Annotated in this window: 2 protein-coding genes; both read left to right on the forward strand. The window is 65.5% G+C overall.

The annotated features are described in order from the left end of the window. Nucleotides 1-12: 12 nt before the first annotated feature. Nucleotides 13-8,721 carry an SDR family NAD(P)-dependent oxidoreductase gene (locus tag ABZW16_RS37190; RefSeq protein WP_354960824.1) on the forward strand — a complete coding sequence of 2,903 codons (8,709 nt, stop codon included), beginning with the start codon at nt 13-15 and terminating at the stop codon, nt 8,719-8,721. Nucleotides 8,722-8,846: 125 nt separating this feature from the next. Continuing rightward, on the forward strand, nt 8,847-19,477 hold a 10,631-nt coding region (locus ABZW16_RS37195), incomplete at its 3' end, for an SDR family NAD(P)-dependent oxidoreductase (protein WP_354960825.1).

Genomic DNA, 19,477 nt, shown 5'->3' on the forward strand with positions numbered 1-19,477 from the left:
TTCGCGTTCGAGGTGGCGTTGTTCCGGCTGCTGCACTCGTGGGGTGTGCGTGCGGATGTGGTGGCGGGTCATTCGATCGGTGAGGTTGCTGCCGCGCATGTGGCTGGTGTGTTGTCGCTTGGTGATGCGTGTGTGTTGGTGGCGGCGCGTGGCCGGTTGATGCAGGCGCTGCCGACGGGTGGGGCGATGGTGGCGATCGGTGCGTCCGAGACCGACGTGCTGCCGCTGCTGGGTGGTGGGGTGTCGATTGCGGCGGTGAATGGTCCGTCGTCGGTGGTGTTGTCCGGTGTCGAAGTTGATGTTGTGGCTGTTGTCGATGCGTGTGCTGAGCGTGGTTGGCGCACGCACAGGTTGCGGGTTTCGCATGCGTTCCATTCGGTGTTGATGGAGCCGATGCTCGTCGAGTTCGCTTCGGCGATAGAGGGTTTGGCGTTCGGTCGGCCGAGTATCCCGTTGGTGTCGACGGTGACCGGTACCCAGGTGACCGATGAGATGTCGGATCCGTCGTATTGGGTGGGGCAGGTTCGGGACACGGTGCGGTTCGCCGATGCGGTGACCGCGATGGCGGGCGTGGGTGTATCCAGGTTCGCTGAGGTCGGGCCGGACGCCGTGCTGACTCCGATGGTCGCCCAAACTCTCGGTGACGCAACGACAGTCGCTGTGACCAGACGTGGTCACGCAGATGCTGCAACCGTATCGAATGCGGTGGCAGGGTTGTTCGTGGCCGGTGCCGAAGTGGACTGGGCGGGTCTCTATGCCGGTACCGGAGCCCGGCGAATCGACTTGCCCACCTATGCCTTCCAACACGAGCGGTTCTGGCTCGATGCCAAGCAGATGTTGGCCCAGTCGTGGCTCGGTGCCGAACTCGGCGGAATCACCGCCGTCGGGCTCGATACGGTGGACCATCCCTTGCTCGGTGCCGTTGTGCCGCACCCGGATTCGGGTGCAGTTAGCTTCACCGGCCGGTGGTCGGTGGACTCCGTTGAATGGCTGGCCGATCACAGCGTGCACGGAGTCGTATTGCTGCCGGGTACCGGATTCGTCGAGCTGGCTGGCTATGTCGGCGGTCTGCTGGGCTGCGCGGTGGTGGACGAGCTTGTCCTGCACACCCCGTTGACGTTGCCCGCCGAAGGCAGTGTCGCGGTACAGGTCGTGGTGGCCGCTGCCGATGAGGCCGGTCGCCGACGACTGACCGTCCATTCTCGACCGGATGCAGTGGGTGCGTGGTCGCTGCACGCCGAGGGCGTGCTCGCCCCGGGGGACGCCGTGGCTGATTTCGATCTGACTTCGTGGCCTCCGGTGGGCGCGCAGCCGTTGGACATCGACGGAGCCTATGACGAGTTGCTCGAACTCGGTTACGGGTATGGCCCGTTCTTCCAGGGTATGCAGGCGGCATGGCGGCGCGGCGATGAATTGTTCGCCGAGGTCGCGCTGCCGGATCCGCAGGACGCCAAGGGTTTCGGAATCCATCCCGCATTGTTCGACTCGGCCTTGCATGCCGGGATCATTCATGGTCGGCACAGCGGAAATGGTTCCGCGGTACTGCCTTTCGCCTGGAACCGGGTGGTCGTGCACTCGGCAGGTGCCGCCGCCGTGCGGGTACGCAGCGTCCTCGAAGGCGACAACTTCGCCGTGCAGATAGCCGATGACCGGGGCCGGCCGGTGCTGTCGGTGGGCGCTCTGGTGTCTCGGCCGGTATCGGCCGAGCGCTTGGGCGCGGATCGGGTGTCGGATGCCCTCTTCGGCGTGGAATGGGTCACCGTTGCGCCGTTGTCGGCGGTGAGTGTCGAGCCGGGCCGCGTGGCGGTACTCGGTTCCGGCCGGAACCGCGGTGACCAGGGTTCCGGTGCGATGCGGCGCTATCGTGATCTCGCGGCATTGATCACCGATCTGGATGCGGCCGAGGAGCCGGTTGTTCCTGACATCGTGTTGCTCGAGTGCCCGCTGCCCGACGGTCCGCCGACAGCGGCGGCACGGCAGGTTGTGACCGGTGTGCTCGACACCGTCCAGGGTTGGCTGGCCGAAACCCGTTTCACCGCTTCCCGTTTGGTTGTGCTGACCGGACAAGCGGTGGCCGTTGCCGATTCCGAGCAGGTGCGTCTGGATCAGGCGCCGGTGTGGGGGCTGCTGCGTGCTGCGCAGGCCGAGCACCCGGCTCGGTTCCAGCTCGTCGATCTGGATCAGGACGGTGACCTGTTCGCTGTCGCGACCGCGGTGGCAGCCGCCGCTGGGGAACCGGAGGCCGCGCTCCGTGGCACGACCCTGCTCGTGCCACGGTTGACCCGCCACGCACCCGGCACGATCGCCCGGCTGTCCGAGCCGGGCACCGTGCTGGTGACCGGTGGCACGGGTGGGCTGGGTGCGGTGATCGCTCGGCATCTGGTGACCGAACATGGTGTGCAGCATCTGCTTTTGACGTCTCGGCGTGGCCTGGACGCTCCTGGTGCCGCCGAGTTGCGTGCTGAGTTGGTCGGGCTCGGCGCTGCGGTCACCATTGCCGCGTGTGATGTGTCCGATCGGTCTGCGCTGGCCGCGCTGCTGGAGGGCATCTCCGACGAGCATCCGCTGGTGGGTGTGGTTCATGCGGCGGGAACTGCCGATAACGGTGTGATCGAGTCGATGACGGCGGACCGGATCGAGTATGTGTTCCGGCCCAAGGTCGATGCCGCGTGGCATCTGCACGAGCTCACGCGTGATCTGTCGCTGTCGCTGTTCGTGCTGTTGTCCTCGGCGGGTGGGCTGGTGCTGGCCGCTGGTCAAGCCAATTACGCTGCGGCGAATGTCTTCCTGGATGCCCTCGCGGCGCATCGTCGCGGTCTGGGATTGCCTGCGACCTCTCTCGACTACGGCATGTGGGCGCGATCGAGCGGTCTTGGTACGGAGCTGTCGGAGGACGATTTCGATCGGATGCGCCGGCAGGGCTTCCCGCCGCTGACCGAGGCCGAGGGTCTGGCATTGTTCGATGCGGCGATAGCCACCGATACCGCTCAGCTGGTAGCGCTGCGGGTCGATCCGGCGGTGCTTCGAACTCGGGGCGAGCAGATCCCGGCTCTCGTCCGCGCGATCGCGCCAGCACCTGTGCGCCGCCACAGCCGGACCTCGGCGGGTCAGGCGTTCCTGCAGCAGCTAGCGGGCCTGTCGGATGCCGACCGCAATAGTGCTCTGGTCGACCTTGTCCGCTCGGTTGCCGCCGAGATTCTCGGACACGCCTCCCTCGTTGCTGTTGCACCCCAGCAGGCTTTCCAGCAGCTCGGGTTCGACTCGTTGAGCGCCATCGAGTTCCGCAACAAACTCAACACCGCAACCGGTCTGCTGCTCCCGGCCACGCTCATCTTCGATTACCCCAATCCACAAGTCGTGGCCGAGTTCATCGGTACGCAACTCACCGGTACCGAAGCTCTCGAAGAGCGCGCGGTCAGTCGGGTCCGCGCCGACGACGAGCCGATCGCGGTGGTGGCGATGGCCTGCCGCTATCCCGGTGGGGTCGTTTCGCCGGAGGATCTGTGGAATCTGGTCGTCTCGGGCGTTGACACCACCGGGGCGATGCCGGTGGATCGCGGCTGGGATATCGAGGGCATCTACGATCCCGAGCCCGGTAAGGCAGGCAAGACCTATACGCGTAGTGGCGGGTTCTTGTACTCCGCAGCCGAATTCGACGCGGACTTCTTCGGGATCAGTCCGAACGAGGCCACGATGATGGATCCGCAGCAGCGGTTGCTGTTGGAGGTGTCGTGGGAGGCGCTGGAACGGGCCGGTGTCGATCCTGCGGTGCTGCGTGGCAGCTCCACCGGCGTGTTCACCGGTCTGATGTACCACGACTACGCCCGAGCAACCGGGACCGGCAGCGGTTCCGCCGGCAGTTTGGTCTCGGGTCGGGTGTCGTATGTGTTCGGCCTGGAAGGGCCGTCGGTCACCGTGGATACGGCATGTTCGTCGTCGCTGGTGGCAATGCATCTGGCCGGGCAGTCGCTGCGGTCGGGGGAGTGCGATCTGGCCTTGGCCGGTGGCGTGGCCGTGATGGCGACCCCGGATATGTTCCTCGAATTCGGGCGGCAGCGGGGGTTGTCGCCGGACGGGCGGTGTAAGTCCTTCGCGGACAAGGCCGACGGTGTCGGTTGGTCCGAAGGTGCCGGTGTACTGGTGTTGGAACGGTTGTCCGATGCCCGCCGTAATGGTCATCAGGTGCTTGCGGTGCTTGCCGGTTCGGCGGTGAATCAGGATGGCGCCTCGAATGGCTTCTCCGCGCCGAATGGTCCGTCGCAGCAGCGGGTGATCCGTCAGGCGCTGGCGAATGCCGGTGTCTCTCCGGACGAGGTCGACGCGGTGGAGGCCCACGGCACGGGTACCACGTTGGGCGATCCGATCGAAGCGCAAGCGCTGTTGGCGACATATGGCCGGGATCGTGCTGCGGATCGTCCACTGTGGTTGGGGTCGTTGAAGTCCAACATCGGTCATGCGCAGGCCGCCGCGGGTGTGGGCGGCGTGATCAAGATGGTCATGGCGATGCAGCACGGGCTGCTGCCGCAAACGCTGCATGTCGATCAGCCCTCCACGAAGGTTGATTGGTCCGAAGGCCAGGTGCGGTTGCTGACCGAGTCGGTGGCGTGGCCGGTGGTGGATCGGCCGCGTCGTGCTGGTGTGTCGTCGTTCGGTATCAGTGGCACGAATGCTCACGTCATCATCGAGCAGGCTCCGGTGACCGAGCCGGTGGCGGAGCGAACTCCGGCGCCGGATTCGGTGCCGGCTGTGCTGCCGTGGATGCTCTCGGCACGCAGTGGTACGGCTCTTGCCGCTCAGGCCGCCCGCCTGACATCGCAGGTGGCCGAACACAACTCGATCGATATCGGCTTCTCGTTGGCATCGACGCGTGGTGTGTTCGAGCACCGGGCTGTTGTCGTGGCCGAGGACCGTGCTGGTCTGCTCGCGGGAGTACGGGCGCTGGCTGCCGGTGTGCCGGCACCCGGTGTGGTGTCCGGTCGCGTCGCGGCGGGTTCGACGGGTGTGGTGTTCTCGGGTCAGGGTGCGCAGTGGGCGGGTATGGCCGCTGAGCTGCGTGCGGCGTATCCGGTGTTCGCCGAGGCTTTCGACGCGATCGTCGCTGACTTGGATCCGCTACTGGGGCAATCGGTTTCGCTGAATGCGGCTCTGTCGATCGGTGATCTGGTCGACCGGACGGTGTTCGCGCAGGCGGGGTTGTTCGCGTTCGAGGTGGCGTTGTTCCGGCTGCTGCAGTCGTGGGGCGTCCGCGCGGATGTGGTGGCCGGTCACTCGATCGGTGAGGTCGCTGCCGCGCATGTCGCCGGAGTGATGTCCTTGGCGGATGCGTGTGTGCTGGTCGCCGCGCGCGGCCGGTTGATGCAGGCACTCCCCGCCGGTGGGGCGATGGTCGCTGTCGGTGCGTCCGAGACCGACGTGCTGCCGCTGCTGGTGGACGGTGAGGTGTCCGTCGCGGCGATCAACGGCCCTGCGTCGGTGGTGGTTTCCGGTATCGAGGCCGATGTCATGGCCGTCGCTGATCGGTGTGCCGAACAGGGTTGGCGCACACATCGGTTGCGGGTTTCGCATGCGTTCCATTCGGTGTTGATGGAGCCGATGTTGGCCGAATTCGCTTCGACGATAGAGGGTTTGGTATTCGCCCGGCCGAGCACTCCGTTGGTGTCGACGGTGACCGGTGCGCGGGTCGTCGATGAGATGTGTGATCCGTCGTATTGGGTGGGTCAGGTCCGGGACACGGTGCGGTTCGCGGATGCGGTTGTCGCGATGGCTGGTTCGGGTGTGTCCCGGTTCGCTGAGGTCGGGCCGGACGCCGTGCTGACTCCGATGGTCGCCCAGACTCTCGACGGCGCGACGACAGTCGCCGTGGCCGAGCGCGACCACGCGGATGTCACGACGGTATCGAGTGCGGTGGCCGGGTTGTTCGTCTCGGGCGCGGAGGTGGACTGGGCCGCCTGCTATGCCGGTACCGGTGCCCGGCGAATCGACTTGCCCACCTACGCTTTCCAGCGTCGGCGCTATTGGATGCCCGAGGGGGCCGCCGGTAGTGGTGATGCCCGGTCGATGGGTCTGGCGACCACCGGACACCCGCTGGTTTCGGCAGTGGTGTCACAACCGGACGCCGGCACGGTGATCCTGACCGGTCGCCTGTCGGTGCCGACGCATCCTTGGCTGGCCGATCACCGGGTGATGGGCACCGTGTTGTTCCCCGGTACCGGTTTGGTCGAACTCGCCCTGCATGCCGGGGAGCAGGTGGGCTGTTCGACGCTGGAGGATTTGGTCCTGCAGGCTCCACTGGTGCTGCCGGAATCCGGCGGGGTTGCGGTGCGCATTGTCGTTGGCGCCGAGGACGAGACCGGCCGTCGCGCGGTGCGGATCTTCTCCTGCCCTGACGGGGAGGTCGATTCGGCATTGTCGTGGACGCTGAACGCCGAAGGTGCGCTCGCCACGGAGGAAGCGGCGGCTGCTGTCGACCTTGCCGCGTGGCCCCCGGCCGGTGCGCGGCCGCTGGACATCGACGGGGTCTATGACCAACTGCTCGATGCCGGGTACGGGTACGGTCCCTCCTTCCAAGGTCTGCAGGCGGCATGGCAACGCGGCGAGGACGTGTTCGCCGAAGTCGCGCTGCCGGATCCGCAGGAAGCCAAGGACTTCGGGCTGCATCCGGCCCTGCTGGATGCCGCTCTGCACGCTCTGCGGTTGGCCGGTTACCTGTCGGCGGAGGACACCGGACCCGAGTTGCCGTTCGAGTGGTCCGGTGTCACGGTGCATGCGGCGGGTGCCGATGCCGTGCGTGTTCGGCTCACCCGTGTCGGTGAGCATGGTGTTGCTCTGGATCTGGCGGACTCGACCGGTGCGGCGGTGGCGACGGTGCGGCAGCTGGCTTCCCGGCCGATCGATCCCGCGCAGCTCACCGTCGGCGCGTCCGCTGTCGACAACGCGTTGTTCCAGGTCGAGTGGACGCCGATCGCAGTGTCCGACGAGGAGATCAGCGCAGTGTCCTGGGCCGACCTCGGTGATGAGGTTCCGGCCGCGGTGATATTGGAGTGCCCGGCAGGTAATGATCCTGTCGCCGTTCATGCCGCGACTCATGAAGTGCTGCAGGCGCTTCAGTCCTGGATTGCCGATCAGCGGTCCGGTGAGTCGGTGCTGGTGGTTCGGACCAGTGGTGCGGTATCGGTTGCCGGGGAAGACATTACGAATCTGGCGGGCGCTGCGGTGGGTGGTCTGGTGCGGTCCGCGCAGGCGGAGAGCCTCGGCCGGATCGTGTTGGTGGACACCGATTCCGATATCGAGGGCCTGCTCGGCGGGATTCTGGCCGCGGCGGAACCGCAGGTGGCAGTGCGCAGCGGGCAGGTACACAGCGCGCGACTCACCCGAGCGGCCGCCGCTCAGGCGACCGCTTCGGCTCCGAGCTCCACTTTCGGTCCGGACGAGACGGTTCTGATCACCGGTGCCAGCGGCTTCCTCGGTGGATTGTTCGCCCGGCATCTGGTCGACGCCCTGGGTGTCCGTCACCTGCTGTTGCTGAGCCGCCGTGGGGAATCCGCTCCGGGGGCTGCCGAGCTGCGGGCGGAGTTGCAGCGTCTCGGTGCCGAAGTCGAGTTCGCCGCCTGCGATGTCGCCGACCGTGGGGCGCTTGCCGAGGTGTTGGCGGACGTTCCCGCGGGCCGTCCGCTCACCGGTGTGTTCCATACGGCCGGTGTGCTCGACGATGGCGCCATCGCTTCGCTGACCGCGGATCGGATGGATGTGGTTTTGCGGCCCAAGGTCGATGCCGCGCTGCACCTGCACGAATTGACCGCCGATCTGCCGTTGCGGGCGTTCGTGCTGTTCAGTTCGGTGGCCGGTGCGTTCGGCGGCCCTGGTCAGGGCAACTATGCCGCGGCCAACGCCTGCCTGGACGCACTTGCGGTACACCGCAGGGCATCCGGGCGCTCCGGCCGGTCTCTGGCGTGGGGTCTGTGGAGCATGGATGGCGGGATGGGCGCGGAGCTCAGCGACGTCGATCGGCACCGCATGTCTCGTTCGGGCATGCTGGCGTTGTCGGAGGAGCAGGGCTTGGCGCTGTTCCATGCCGCTGCCGAGATCGGCACGGCGGCTCCAGTTCTCGCCCGTCTCGATCTGGGGAGCATCCGCAACGCAGGGTTCGCCGCGACCCTGTTGTCCGGCCTGGCGCCCGCGCGCCGTGCCACAGCCTCGGGTGCACCCACGGCGCTTCGTGCCCGGTTGGCGAATACACCCGACAGCGAACGCCTCGGTGTGCTCGTCGAAATCGTGCGCGGTCAGGTCGCGGCGGTGCTGGGTCATCAGAATGCGAATGCGATTGCGGCGGATAGGGCCTTCAACGAATTGGGCTTCGATTCGATCACCGCTATCGAGTTCCGCAACGCCCTCAAATCCGTTACAGGTCTGCGATTGCCCGCGACTCTGGTATTCGACTACCCGTCACCGGAGGCCTTGGCCAAATATCTGGCAGACGAGTTCACCGACCACCACGACCCCGACCGGTCGACGGATCCGTCGGAAAACGATATTCGCAGAGCCCTGCAAACGATCCCGGTAGCCCGTCTCCGCGACGCGGGCCTGCTGGATGCACTCATGCAGCTCGCACATGGACAGGAGAGCCACAGCGCGATCGATCAGAGCATCACGGACGAATCGATCGACGAGCTCGATATCGATGACTTGATCGACATGGCCTACAACAACTCATCAGAGGACTGACGGCGATGTGCGCGGCGCGGGTGGCAGAACCCGTGCCGCGATCACCCGTAAGACATCGGAATTCTGCCTCGTAGACGATATTTCGCCGACGAGTCACGGTGACCGCAGGAAGAGCTGGAACAATAATGACGAAGCCCGACGACAATACTCAGAAGCTCGCTCAGGCGCTGCGTGTCTCACTCAAAGAGACCAAGCGATTGCGTGACCGCAATCGGGAGCTGGACGCAGCTCTTCGCGAACCGATTGCGATTGTGGGTATGGCGTGTCGGTATCCGGGTGGGGTCAGTTCTCCCGAGGATCTCTGGCGGTTGGTCTCGGATGGGACCGATGCGACGTCGGAGTTCCCGGTGAATCGTGGTTGGGATATCGATCGCCTTTACGATTCCACTGGCGAAACACCGAATAGCACGTACACCCGTGCGGGTGGGTTCCTACATTCTGCCGGCGAATTCGATCCGGCGTTCTTCAATATCAGTCCCAATGAAGCCACGCTGATGGATCCGCAGCAGTTCCTGTTGTTGGAGACTTCATGGGAGGCGTTCGAGCGAGCCGGTGTCGATCCGGGTTCGCTGCGGGGCAGCCGGACCGGTGTGTGGGTCGGCATGATGTATCACGACTATCCGGCCAATGCGAATTCGGGTTCTATTGCTTCCGGTCGGGTGTCGTATGTGTTCGGTCTGGAAGGGCCGTCGGTCACCGTCGATACGGCGTGTTCGTCGTCGCTGGTTGCGATGCATTCGGCCGCGGCGTCGCTGCGGTCGGGTGAGTGTGATCTGGCATTGGCCGGTGGTGTGGCCGTGATGGCGACGCCGGAGACGTTTGTGGAGTTCTCTCGGCAGCGGGGTTTGTCGCCGGATGGTCGGTGTAAGTCCTTCGCCGATTCGGCCGATGGGGTGGGCTGGTCCGAGGGTGCCGGTGTGTTGGTGTTGGAGCGGTTGTCCGATGCTCAGCGCAACGGGCATCAGATTCTTGCGGTGGTTGCTGGTTCGGCGGTGAATCAGGATGGTGCGTCGAATGGTTTGACGGCGCCGAATGGTCCGTCGCAGCGGCGGGTGATCCGCCAAGCGCTGGCGAATGCGGGGGTGTCTCCGGTCGAGGTGGATGTGGTGGAGGCGCACGGCACCGGTACCACGTTGGGTGATCCGATCGAAGCCCAAGCGCTGCTTGCTACTTACGGGCAGGACCGTGCGGGGGATCGTCCGTTGTGGTTGGGGTCGTTGAAGTCCAACATCGGTCACACTCAGGCCGCTGCCGGTGTGGGTGGTGTGATCAAGATGGTGATGGCGATGCGCCACGGGCTGCTGCCGCAGACCCTGCATGTCGATCAGCCCTCGACGAAGGTTGATTGGTCCGAAGGCCATATCCGGTTGTTGACCGAGTCGGTGGCGTGGCCTGTGGTGGATCGGCCGCGTCGTGCGGGTGTGTCCTCGTTCGGTATCAGCGGCACCAATGCTCACCTCATCCTGGAGCAGGCTCCGGTCGTGGAACCGGCACCAGTGGAGTCGGCGCCGGTGGTCGAGTCCGTTCCGGCTGTGTTGCCGTGGGTGGTTTCGGCGCGCAGCGGTGCGGCCCTTGTTGGTCAGGCCGAGCGTCTGGCGTCGTATGCGGACGATCACCACCTGGATCCAGTGGATGTGGGTTTCTCGTTGGCGTCCACGCGCGGTGTTTTCGAGCATCGGGCCGTGGTGCTGTCACCCGAGCGCGACGGTCTGTGGGCCGGCATACAAGCGTTGGGTCGCGGCGAAACGATTCCGGGTGTGGTGTCGGGTCGTGTGGTGTCGGGTTCGACGGGTGTGGTGTTTTCCGGTCAGGGTGCGCAGTGGGCGGGTATGGCTACCGAGCTGCGTGATGCGTATCCGGTGTTCGCCGAGGCTTTCGACGCGATCGTTGCCGAGTTGGATCCGCTGCTGGGGCAATCGGTTTCGTTGAGTGTGGCGTTGTCGTCCGAGGATCTGATTGATGCGACTGTGTTCGCGCAGGCGGGTTTGTTCGCGTTCGAGGTGGCGTTGTTCCGGCTGCTGCACTCGTGGGGTGTGCGTGCGGATGTGGTGGCGGGTCATTCGATCGGTGAGGTTGCTGCCGCCCACGTGGCCGGGGTGTTGTCGTTGTCGGATGCGTGCGTCCTGGTCGCCGCGCGCGGCCGATTGATGCAGGCGCTGCCGACGGGTGGGGCGATGGTCGCTGTCGGTGCGTCGGAAGCCGACGTGGCGGCGTTGCTGGACGGTGCGCAGGTGTCGATCGCAGCGGTCAATGGTCCGGCTTCGGTGGTGTTGTCCGGTGTCGAAGATGATGTTGTCGCTGTCGCTGATCGTTGTGCCGAGCGTGGGTGGCGGACGCACAGATTGCGGGTCTCGCACGCTTTCCATTCGGCGTTGATGGAGCCGATGCTGGCCGAATTCGCCTCGGCGATCGAGGGTTTGGCGTTCGGTCGGCCGAGTATCCCGTTGGTGTCGACGGTGACCGGTGCGCGTGTCGAGCATGAGATGTCGGATCCGTCGTATTGGGTGGGTCAGGTTCGGGACACGGTGCGATTCGCCGATGCGGTCACCGCGATGGCGGGCCTGGGTGTCGCCAGGTTCGCCGAGGTCGGACCCGACGCCGTGCTGACTCCGATGCTCGCCCAGACTCTCGAAAACGGGGATGGCGCGGTTGCTGCGGTGGTGGCATTGGCGCGTCGGAACCGGACCGATTCAGCCACGCTGTTCGGCGGGCTGGCCGGGTTGTTCGTCTCCGGCGCCGGGGTGGACTGGGCCGGTTTCTACGCTGGTTCCGCCGCTCGGCGAATCGACCTGCCTACCTATGCCTTTCAGCACGAGCGTTTCTGGCTCGATGCCAGGCAGATGCTGGCGCAGTCGTGGCTGGCAGCCGAGCTGGGTGGTATCAGCTCGGTCGGGCTGGATGTGGTGGATCATCCGTTGCTGGGTGCGGTTGTGCCGCATCCGGATTCGGGTGGGGTGAGTTTCACCGGCCGGTGGTCGGTGGACTCCGTCGAATGGCTGGCCGACCACAGCGTGCTCGGTACCGTCTTGCTGCCGGGAACCGGTTTTGTCGAGCTGGCCAGTTACGTCGGCGGTGTCCTGGGTTGTGCCGTGGTGGACGAGCTTGTCCTACACACCCCGTTGACGCTGCCAGCCGAGGGCAGTGTCTCGGTGCAGGTCGTGGTGGCCGCTGCCGATGAGGCTGGTCGTCGGCGGTTGAGTGTTCATTCTCGGCATGCGGGCGAGGGTCCGTGGGTGCTGCACGCCGAAGGCTTGCTCGTGCCCGGTGATGTGGTGGCCGATTTCGACCTGACCTCGTGGCCTCCTGCTGGCGCGCAGCCTATGCCCATTGCTGGTGTGTACGACGAGCTGCTCGATGTCGGTTATGGATATGGCCCGTTCTTCCAGGGTTTGCGGGCGGCTTGGCATCGTGGCGATGAGTTGTTCGCCGAGGTCGCGCTGCCGGATCCGCAGGAAGCCAACGGTTTCGGGATCCATCCGGCATTGTTCGACTCGGCGTTGCATGCCGGGATAGTTCATGGTCTGCGTGGTGGTGTCGAGGGTTCCCCGGCGCTGCCGTTCACCTGGAGTCGGGTGGTGGTGCACTCGGTCGGCGCTGCCGCGGTGCGGGTCCGCATCGTGCTTCAGGGCGACCGGTTGGCTGTGCAGATGGCCGACGAGCAGGGCTACCCGGTGTTGTCGGTGGGGGCCTTGGTTTCTCGGCCGGTATCGGCTGAGCGTCTGAGCGCGGATCGGGTGTCGGAGGCCCTCTTCGGCGTGGAATGGGTTACTGTCGCGCCGCTGTCGGCGGGGGCAGTCGAACCGGCCCGGGTAGCGGTACTCGGTTGGGGCCAGAGTTCTGGCGGGGTGCGAGGTTACGATGATCTCGCATCGTTGATCGCCGATCTGGACGCGACTTCCGACTCGGTTGTTCCCGACATCGTGTTGCTCGTGTGCCCCTCCCACAATGGTGCGGCGCCGGAGGCTGCGCGCCAGATTGTCACCGGTGTTCTGGACACTGTTCAAGGTTGGCTGGCCGACAGTCGTTTCGCTGGTTCTCGTTTGGTTGTACTCACCGAACAAGCAGTGGCTGTTGCCGATTCGGAGCAGGTGGACCTGGGGCAGGCGCCGGTGTGGGGGCTGTTGCGTGCCGCGCAGGCCGAACACCCCGGGCGATTCCAGCTTCTCGACCTGGATCACCCCGACCTGGCCCAAGACCGTGACCCGGTCGCTGTCGCGGCGGTGGCAACGGCTGCTGCGACGGAACCGGAGGCCGCGCTGCGTGGCACGACCCTGCTCGTGCCGCGGCTGACCCGCCACGCACCCGGCACGATCGCCCGGCTGGCCGAGCCGGGCACCGTGCTGGTGACCGGTGGCACGGGTGGTCTGGGTGCGGTGATCGCTCGACACCTGGTGACCGAATACAGTGTGCCGCATCTGCTTTTGACGTCTCGGCGTGGCCTGGACGCCCCTGGCGCGGCTGAACTGCGTGCTGAGCTGCTCGAGCTCGGCGCGCAGGTGACCATCACCGCATGTGACGTGTCCGATCGGGCCGCACTGGCCGCACTGCTGGAAACCATCCCGGCCCAGTATCCGCTGGTGGGTGTGGTGCACGCGGCCGGAACCGCCGACAACGGCGTGATCGAGTCGATCACGCCGGAGCGGATCGACCATGTCTTCGGGCCCAAGCTCGACGCGGCGTGGCACCTTCACGAACTCACTCGTCAGCATTCGCTGTCGCTGTTCGTACTGTTGTCTTCCGCGGGTGGGCTGGTGCTGGCCGCTGGCCAAGCCAATTACGCCGCCGCGAACGTCTTCCTCGATGCCCTCGCGGCGCATCGTCGCGGTGTTGGATTGCCTGCGACCTCTGTCGATTACGGGTTGTGGGCGCGATCGAGCGGGCTCGGCGCCGAGCTGTCCGAGGACGACTTCGATCGGATGCGCCGGCAGGGCTTCCCCCCGCTGACGGAGGCCGACGGTCTGGCGTTGTTCGATGCGGCGGTAGCCACCGATACCGCCCAGTTGGTAGCACTGCGGATCGATCCGGCTGTGCTTCGAACCAGGGGCGAGCAGCTCCCGGCCGTGGTCCGCGCGATCGCACCGATTCCGGTGCGCCGCCACAGCCGAACCCCGGCAAGTCGGGCATTTGCGCAAAAGCTGGCAGGTCTCTCTGCTGCCGATCGCAAGAGTGCTCTGCTCGACCTGGTCCGCTCGGTCGCTGCCGAGGTCCTCGGGCACGCTTCTATCGATGCTGTTGAACCCCAGCATGCATTCCAGCAGCTCGGGTTCGACTCGTTGCGTGCAATCGAGTTCCGCAACAAGCTCAACGCTGCGACCGGCCTGCAACTACCGGCCACCCTCATCTTCGATCAGCCCAACCCGCAGATCGTCGCCGACTTCATCGATTCCCAGCTCACCGGCACAAATCAGGACATCGAGGTCACTGCCAGCAGAACTATTGGCGACGACCCGATTGCTGTGGTGGCAATGAGCTGCCGCTACCCCGGCGGTGTCGCGTCGCCGGAGGATCTGTGGCGACTGGTCGTCTCGGGCATTGATACCACCGGTGAGTTGCCGGTGGATCGTGGCTGGGATGTCGAGGGCATCTACGATCCGGAGCCCGGCAAGGCAGGGCGGACCTACACCCGCCAGGGTGGATTCCTTTATTCGGCGGCCGATTTCGATGCGGACTTCTTCGGCATCAGCCCCAACGAGGCCGTGGCCATGGATCCGCAGCAGCGGTTGCTGTTGGAGACCTCGTGGGAGGCGTTGGAGCGCGCCGGTGTGGATCCGACGGTTTTGCGCGGCAGTTCGACCGGTGTCTTTACCGGTGTGATGTACCACGACTACGCCCAGGGAACCGGCACCGGTAGCAGCACCGCCGGAAGTTTGGTCTCCGGACGCATCGCCTACACGCTGGGGTTGGAAGGCCCAGCAGTATCGGTGGATACGGCGTGCTCGTCGTCATTGGTGGCCCTGCATCTGGCCGCGCAGTCATTGCGGTCGGGTGAATGTGATCTGGCGTTGGCCGGTGGTGTGGCGGTGATGGCCACACCCGATATGTTCCTCGAGTTCAGTCGGCAGCGAGGGTTGTCGCCGGATGGTCGGTGTAAGTCCTTCGCCGATTCCGCCGATGGGGTGGGCTGGTCCGAGGGCGCTGGAATATTGGTGTTGGAGCGGTTGTCCGACGCTCGCCGTAATGGTCATGAAGTTCTTGCGGTGGTTGCTGGTTCGGCGGTGAATCAGGATGGTGCGTCGAATGGTTTGACGGCGCCGAATGGTCCGTCGCAGCGGCGGGTGATCCGCCAAGCGCTGGCGAATGCGGGGGTGTCTCCGGTCGAGGTGGATGTGGTGGAGGCCCACGGCACCGGTACCACGTTGGGTGATCCGATCGAAGCCCAAGCGCTGCTTGCTACTTACGGGCAGGACCGTGCGGGGGATCGTCCGTTGTGGTTGGGGTCGTTGAAGTCCAACATCGGTCACACTCAGGCCGCTGCCGGTGTGGGTGGTGTGATCAAGATGGTGATGGCGATGCGCCACGGGCTGCTGCCGCAGACCCTGCATGTCGATCAGCCCTCGACGAAGGTTGATTGGTCCGAAGGCCATATCCGGTTGTTGACCGAGTCGGTGGCGTGGCCTGTGGTGGATCGGCCGCGTCGTGCGGGTGTGTCCTCGTTCGGTATCAGCGGCACCAATGCTCACCTCATCCTGGAGCAGGCTCCGGTCGTGGAACCGGCACCAGTGGAGTCGGCGCCGGTGGTCGAGTCCGTTCCGGCTGTGTTGCCGTGGGTGGTTTCGGCGCGCAGCGGTGCGGCCCTTGTTGGTCAGGCCGAGCGTCTGGCGTCGTATGCGGACGATCACCACCTGGATCCAGTGGATGTGGGTTTCTCGTTGGCGTCCACGCGCGGTGTTTTCGAGCATCGGGCCGTGGTGCTGTCACCCGAGCGCGACGGTCTGTGGGCCGGCATACAAGCGTTGGGTCGCGGCGAAACGATTCCGGGTGTGGTGTCGGGTCGTGTGGTGTCGGGTTCGACGGGTGTGGTGTTTTCCGGTCAGGGTGCGCAGTGGGCGGGTATGGCTACCGAGCTGCGTGATGCGTATCCGGTGTTCGCCGAGGCTTTCGACGCGATCGTTGCCGAGTTGGATCCGCTGCTGGGGCAATCGGTTTCGTTGAGTGTGGCGTTGTCGTCCGAGGACGTGGTCGACCGGACGGTGTTCGCGCAGGCGGGTTTGTTCGCGTTCGAGGTGGCGTTGTTCCGGCTGCTGCACTCGTGGGGTGTGCGTGCGGATGTGGTGGCGGGTCATTCGATCGGTGAGGTTGCTGCCGCGCATGTGGCTGGTGTGTTGTCGCTTGGTGATGCGTGTGTGTTGGTGGCGGCGCGTGGCCGGTTGATGCAGGCGCTGCCGACGGGTGGGGCGATGGTCGCTGTCGGTGCATCCGAGACCGACGTGCGGGCGCTGCTGGCAGCTGGTGACGTATCGGCAAGTGGGGTGTCGATCGCGGCGGTCAATGGTCCGTCGTCGGTGGTGCTCTCCGGTGTCGAAGATGATGTCGTGGCTGTTGCCGATGCGTGTGCCGAGCGTGGTTGGCGGACGCACAGGTTGCGGGTTTCGCATGCGTTCCATTCGGTGTTGATGGAGCCGATGCTGGCCGAGTTCGCTTCGGCGATCGAGGGTTTGGCGTTCGCCCGCCCGAGTATCCCGTTGGTGTCCACGGTAACCGGTACCCAGGTGACCGATGAGATGTTGGATCCGTCGTATTGGGTGGGTCAGGTCCGGGACACGGTGCGATTCGCCGATGCGGTTACCGCGATGGCGGGCGTGGGTGTCGCCAGGTTCGCTGAGGTCGGGCCGGACGCCGTGCTGACTCCGATGATCGCCCAGACGCTCGACGATCTGGCTGCTTCGGCTTCTACTGTGGTGGCCTTGGCGCGTCGAAACCATGCCGATCCGTCCACGGTGTTGGGTGGGCTGGCCGGGTTGTTCGTCTCCGGCGCCGAGGTGGATTGGGCCGGTTTCTACACCGGTACCGCAGCCCAGCGAATCGACTTGCCCACCTACGCCTTCCAGCGTCGGCGTTATTGGATGCCCGAAGGGTCCGCCGGTAATAGTGACGCTCGATCGATGGGTCTGGTGGCTACCGGACATCCCTTGGTCTCCGCGGTGGTGTCGCAACCGGATTCCGATGTGGTCGCCGTCAGTGGCAGGTTGTCGCTGCGCACGCATCCCTGGCTGGCCGATCACCGGGTCATGGACACCGTGCTGTTCCCCGGCACCGGTCTGGTCGAACTCGCCCTGCACGCCGGGGAGCGAGTGGGTTGTTCGAGCCTGGATGAGCTGATTCTCAGGGCTCCGCTGGTATTGCCGGAGTCGGCGGGCGTTGCGGTGCGAGTCGTTGTCGGTAGCGAGGACAGCGCGGGGCGTCGCGGGGTGCGGATCTTCTCCCGCCCCGATGATGGTGTCGATTCGGTGGCGTCGTGGATGTTGAACGCCGAAGGCGTGCTCGTGTCCGGATTCGATAGCGCGGCTGTGGATCTGGTGCAGTGGCCGCCCGCCGGTGCGGTCGCCGTGGACATCGATGGTGTTTATGACTCTCTCGATGCGCAGGGCTATCACTATGGTCCGGTGTTCCAGGCGCTGCGGTCGGTCTGGCAGGGATCCGATGGGATCTATGCCGAGGTCGTATTGCCTGAGCAGGCCCGAACTGAGGCGGAGCGTTTCGGTGTGCATCCGGCATTGCTGGATGCAGCGTTGCATGCCTTGCGTTTTGTCGATGACGCCTCGGTGGAGGGAACGGGACTGGCGTTGCCGTTCGAGTGGTCCGGTGTCACGGTGCATGCGGCCGGGGCTGATGCAGTGCGTGTTCGGCTTACTCGTGTCGGTGAGCATGGTGTTGCTCTGGATTTCGCGGACTCGACCGGTGCTGCGGTGGCGACGGTGCGGCATTTGGCTTCCCGGCCGATCGATCCCGCGCAGCTCGCCGCCGGTGCACCCATTGCTCGCACCGCTGTGTTCGATGTCAGCTGGACACCGATCTCGGTGTCCGAGGGTGAAGTCACCTCGGTTGCATGGGCGGATCTCGGTGACGAGGTTCCGGCCGCGGTGGTGCTGGACTGCCCGGCGGGTAACGATCCCGCTGCCGTTCACGCTGCGACTCATGATGTGCTGCAGGTGCTTCAGTCCTGGATTGCTGATCAGCGGTTCGGTGACTCGGTGCTCGTCGTCCGGACCGGTGGTGCTGTCTCGGTCGCTGGGGAAGACATTACGAACTTGGCCGGTGCTGCTGTGGGTGGTCTGGTGCGTTCCGCGCAGGCGGAAAGTCCTGGCCGGATCGTGTTGATCGACACCGATTCCCACGATGCCGGTGCCGAACTGGGTGGGCTGCTGGGTGGGATTCTGGCTGCGGACGAACCTCAGGTGGCCGTGCGTGCCGGGCAGGTACACGGTTCGCGACTCGTCCGAGTCGTCTCCACTGGCGCGACCGCTCCGACGACCGACGCCTTCGGCCCGGAGGATACGGTTTTGGTCACCGGTGCCAGCGGCTATCTGGGTGGGTTGTTCGCTCGGCACCTGGTCGACGCATATGGCGTGCGCCGTCTGTTGCTGTTGAGTCGGCGCGGTGAATCTGCTCCCGGTGCTGCGGAGCTACGCGCGGAGTTGCAGCGTCTCGGTGCGGAGGCCGAGTTCGTCGCCTGCGATATCGCCGACCGCGGCGCGCTTGCGCAGGTGTTGGCCGAGGTGCCTTCCGCTCACCCGTTGACCGGGGTATTCCATATGGCTGGTGTGCTCGACGACGGTGCCATCGCGTCGCTGACCGTGGATCGGTTGGATGCGGTGTTGCGGCCGAAGGTCGATGCTGCCTTGCATCTGCATGAGCTGACTGCGGATCTGCCGTTGAAGGCGTTCGTGCTGTTCAGCTCGGTGGCCGGTGCGTTCGGCAACGCCGGTCAGGGCAACTATGCCGCGGCCAATGCGTGCTTGGACGCTCTGGCATCACATCGCAGGGCATCCGGGCTCTGCGGCAAATCTTTGGCTTGGGGTCTGTGGAGCCTGGGCGGGGGTATGGCCGCGGAACTCAGCGACGTCGACCGTCACCGCATGTCTCGCTCGGGCATGCTGCCATTGTCGGAGGAACAGGGCCTCGCGCTGTTCGATGCCGCGACCGGAATGGATACAGCCGCCCTCGTCCTTGCCCGTTTCGACCTGGACGCGATGCGCAGCGCTGGATTCGCAGCGTCCGCTCTGTTTTCCGGGCTGATCCCGCATCGCCGCAAGGCGGCCTCGGGTGCATCCAACGCGCTTCGCGCTCGGCTGGCGAACACTCCCGACGGTGAACGTTTCGGTGTGCTGGTCGAGATCGTGCGTGGTCAGGTCGCGGCGATTCTGGGACACCAGAACGTCAACGCAATTGCGGCGGACAAGGCGTTCAACGAGCTGGGCTTCGATTCGATCACCGCTATCGAGTTCCGCAATGCCCTCAAAACCGTGACGGGCCTGCACCTCCCCGCGACTCTGGTGTTCGACTACCCCACACCACAGGCTTTGGCCGAATATCTGGTCGACGAGCTCACCGGCACGGGGCAGGACGTCGAGGTCACTGCCAGCCGAGCTGTTGACGACGAGCCGATCGCTGTGGTGGCGATGGCTTGTCGTTATCCCGGTGGTGTCGCCTCGCCGGAAGACTTGTGGAGTCTGGTCATGTCGGGCATTGACACCACCGGTGAGTTGCCGGTGGATCGTGGCTGGGATGTCGAGGGCATCTACGATCCGGAGCCCGG

The organism is Nocardia sp. NPDC004604 (genome assembly GCF_040609795.1).
In the GTDB taxonomy this organism is placed as follows: domain Bacteria; phylum Actinomycetota; class Actinomycetes; order Mycobacteriales; family Mycobacteriaceae; genus Nocardia.